The 2,886-nt window shown below is 71.7% G+C and carries 3 protein-coding genes; 1 reads left to right on the forward strand and 2 read right to left on the reverse strand.

Annotation, left to right across the window (positions count from 1 at the left end):
- A partial coding sequence (locus tag PKH97_RS15540; protein WP_324388511.1) for an MFS transporter occupies positions 1-1,310 on the reverse strand: 1,310 nt, incomplete at its 3' end.
- A gap of 56 nt (positions 1,311-1,366) precedes the next feature.
- Positions 1,367-1,822: a DUF2871 domain-containing protein gene (locus PKH97_RS15545; protein WP_324388509.1), complete on the reverse strand. Its 456-nt coding sequence runs from the start codon at positions 1,820-1,822 to the stop codon at positions 1,367-1,369.
- 93 nt (positions 1,823-1,915) lie between these two features.
- Here PKH97_RS15545 and PKH97_RS15550 point away from each other — a divergent pair.
- Positions 1,916-2,886, forward strand: a 971-nt coding sequence (locus tag PKH97_RS15550; protein ID WP_324388510.1) for a MauE/DoxX family redox-associated membrane protein, incomplete at its 3' end; no start/stop codon positions are given.

Raw genomic sequence — 2,886 nt, forward strand, 5'->3', positions numbered from 1 at the left:
GGCAGACCGGCGATGGTCGCCAGCCGGTCGGGCAGCGTGTGCGCAAGCGCCACGGCGAGCGCTCCACCGGCCACCGCGGAGCCGAGTGCCGAGCCCACCTGCCGAACGGTGGACTGCGTCGCGGATGCCGAGCCGGAGCGGTCGGCCGGGATGTCGCCCAGCACGGTCGAGGTCAGCTGCGCCGACGCGAGCCCCAATCCCACCCCGTATGCCGTGAGCGTCGCCGCGATCAGCCACGACGAGGTGCCCCGGCCCAAGACGAGGGCGGTCGACAGCACCCCGACGAGCTCCAGGCTCAGGCCGATGAGCACGACCATGGTCGCGCTGAAGCGCTCCGCCACGTGCCGTGCGCTCGCTCCGGCGAGGAAGGCACCACCGGCCATCGCGGCGAGCACCCAGCCGGCGCCCATGATGCTCAGCCCCAGGGCATTGACCAGGAAGAGTGGCATGACGAAGACCAGGGCGAATTCGCCGGCCGCCACGGTCAAGGCGGTGAGGTTGCCCCACGTGAAGGTCGGGAAGGTGAACAGGCTCAGGTCGAGGATCGCGTCCCGCTGCACCCGCGCCCGGTGCCGCTCCCAGACCACGAACAGCGCGATGAAGACGACGCCGACTAGGGCGGCCACCGGGACAGGTGAGACGGGCGCGGTCGCGGGCCATGTCATACCGGCAATCGTGAACTGCCGCAAGGGCTTCCACCAGCCTAGGTCGGTGCCCTCGATGAGGGCGAAGACCACCAGCGCCAGGCCGATGCCGCTGGTGAGCAGGCCGTCGGCGTCGAAGCCGCGGGCCTTGGTGGCGGACCGGGTCTCCGGGACCCAGAGCAACGTGCCCACCAGGACGAGCGCGCCGAGCGGCACATTGACCAGGAAGATCCAGCGCCAGTCGAAGCTGGTGGTCAGCCAGCCGCCGAGCAGCGGGCCCACCGCCGCCATACCGGCCATGACGGCGCCCCAGACGCCGAAGGCGACGGCGCGGTCCTTCCCTCGGAAGGTCGCGTTGACCGTGGACAAGGTGGCGGGCAACACCATCGCGCCACCCACGCCCTGGAGGGCGCGGCTCGCGATCAGGGCGCTTGCCGCGTCGGCGCGCGCCGCGGTGATCGACCCGGCGACGAAGACGAGGACACCGACAAGGAAGAGCCGGCGCCGCCCGAAGCGGTCCCCGAGCCGGCCAAAGGTCAGCAACAGGGCGGCGAAGATCATCGAGTAGAGGCTGTTGACCCACTGCGCGTCGGTCAGGTCGAGGTGGAGATCGGTGATGATGCGCGGCAGGGCGACGCCGACGATGGTGCCGTCGAGGACGATCATCGACAGCCCGAGGGCGAGCGTGCCGAGCGCGAACCACTTGCGGTCGGCCGCGGTGCTCACGCGACGGTCACCGGTTCGGCGGTCGGTTGGGCCGCGTCCTCGCGGCGTGCGCGCAGGCGCGCACCGATCGTCAAGAAGAGCAGGATCACTGCCGCCGTCAGGGCGATGTGCCCGAGCCCGGCGACGCCGGCGAGCGCCGGCAGGTCATAGGCGCGTCCGGTCACCTGCAGGGTGCCCTTGACCAACATCGTCCCGCTGGTGACCGCCAAGCCGGCGTTCCAGGTATGGAGGGCCCACCGGCCGCGGCGATCCGCGTCGAGGTCGAGGACCAGGTGGAGGGCGAGGACCGCGAGCAGCGTGACCATGCCCAAGACCAGGGTGTGCGTGTGTACGACCGCGAGCTGGGTGCGGCCGTCGAAGTCGCGCGAGTGGGTCAGTGTGCGATAGAAGAGGCCGCCGGCCAGTCCGATTCCGGCCCAGGTGGCGGCGCTGCGGTAGAGGTAACTCGTCATGCTTCGACGGTAGGTTCGGCAGCCCCACCGGGGCCACCGCCGGGCATCATCCCTTCGGCGGATGCGCCGCCGCGGCAAAAGTAGACTTCACCGGTGATCGACGCGCTCGTGGCCGCTCCTCTTCTCCTGGCGGTCGTTCTCCTGCTCGCTGCCCAGGCCAAGTGGAGCAACCGGCCCTCCCTGGTGTCGGCCACGCGGCTGCTCCGGCTGCCGCGCGCCCTCGAAGGCCCGGTCCAGTGGCTGCCGCCGATCGAGGCCGTTCTCGGGGTCGCGCTCTTTGTCTTGCCGTGGGCCCCCGCGTTCACCGTCGTGGCCGCGCTCACGCTGGGGCTGATGCTCGCGTATACAGCGGTCGTCGCCCGCGGGCTGACCTTCAGCCCCCGGCCCTCCTGCGGGTGCTTCGGGACGATCGGTGCCCCGATCACCATCGACACGCTGGTTCGTAACGTCGTGCTCAGCGCACTCGCCCTGGCCGCCGTGGTCTGGGGCGCGCGCGGGCACACGGTGCCGGGGACGCTGCTGCCGGGCAGCCGGGCGACGTGGACGTGGCTGGGTGCGTTGGCCGTGACCGCCGCGATCACCCGTTGGATCGTCGGCGAGCGACGGCCTCGAGTGCCCGCCTACGGCGCCCACGGACAGCCCGCGCCGGCAGCGACCGAGACGGCCGATCCGGATGACTATGTGCGCGAAACGATTCCGCCGCTGATGTTCCTCGACGGCAACCAGCCGGTCACCATGCGCGGCCTGGCCCTCGAGCGCGCCCAACTGCTCGTCTTCATCACCTGCGGGTGCGGGCGCAGCCACGAGGCCATCGCCCTCGCGCGCAACTGGCGCGAGCGGATGCCGGCGATCGATGTCCGGGCGATCGCCTCGGTGCCGATGGACTTCGATCTGCGGGGCTTCGACTGGCCGCACGGATGGCTGCGCGACCCCGACGCCCAGGCGTGGAGCAGCCTCGGCGTGGCCGGCGACCCGGTGGCGCTGCTCGTCGGCGCGGACGGCATGCTCGCCGGTGGCCCGGTCGCGGGGGTGGCCGAGCTGACCGAGTTCGGCGAGGAGATCGC

It is taken from the genome of Nostocoides sp. (genome assembly GCF_035343835.1).
GTDB lineage: Bacteria > Actinomycetota > Actinomycetes > Actinomycetales > Dermatophilaceae > Nostocoides_A > Nostocoides_A vanveenii.